Here is a 218-nt window from a genome sequence, read left to right as displayed (position 1 = left end):
TTCTCGTTTATTAGATTTATTACAGTCAAATTCAGATAATTATGAGGTAGAAACGGAAATTAATCCGGGTAACGAAACAGAATTTCAACAATCAATTACTCTCGCTGGTAAAGGGGCTGAAAAATTTAATGTAGAATCAAAAAAATTGGTTGAATTAGAGAAATCAAATTCTCGTTTATTAGATTTATTACAGTCAAATTCAGATAATTATGAGGTAG

The 218-nt window shown here is 28.9% G+C and carries 1 protein-coding gene; it reads left to right on the top strand.

Features of this window, described 5'->3' with window-relative positions; genetic code table 11:
- Positions 1-218, top strand: a 218-nt coding sequence (locus F6K13_RS35775) for a hypothetical protein (RefSeq protein WP_287287336.1), incomplete at both ends; no start/stop codon positions are given.

The sequence above is a fragment of the Okeania sp. SIO2B9 genome, assembly GCF_010672505.1.
GTDB lineage: Bacteria > Cyanobacteriota > Cyanobacteriia > Cyanobacteriales > Microcoleaceae > Okeania > Okeania hirsuta.
The sequence above is the reverse complement of the archived record's forward strand: the minus strand, read 5'-3'. Positions and strand labels throughout refer to the sequence as shown.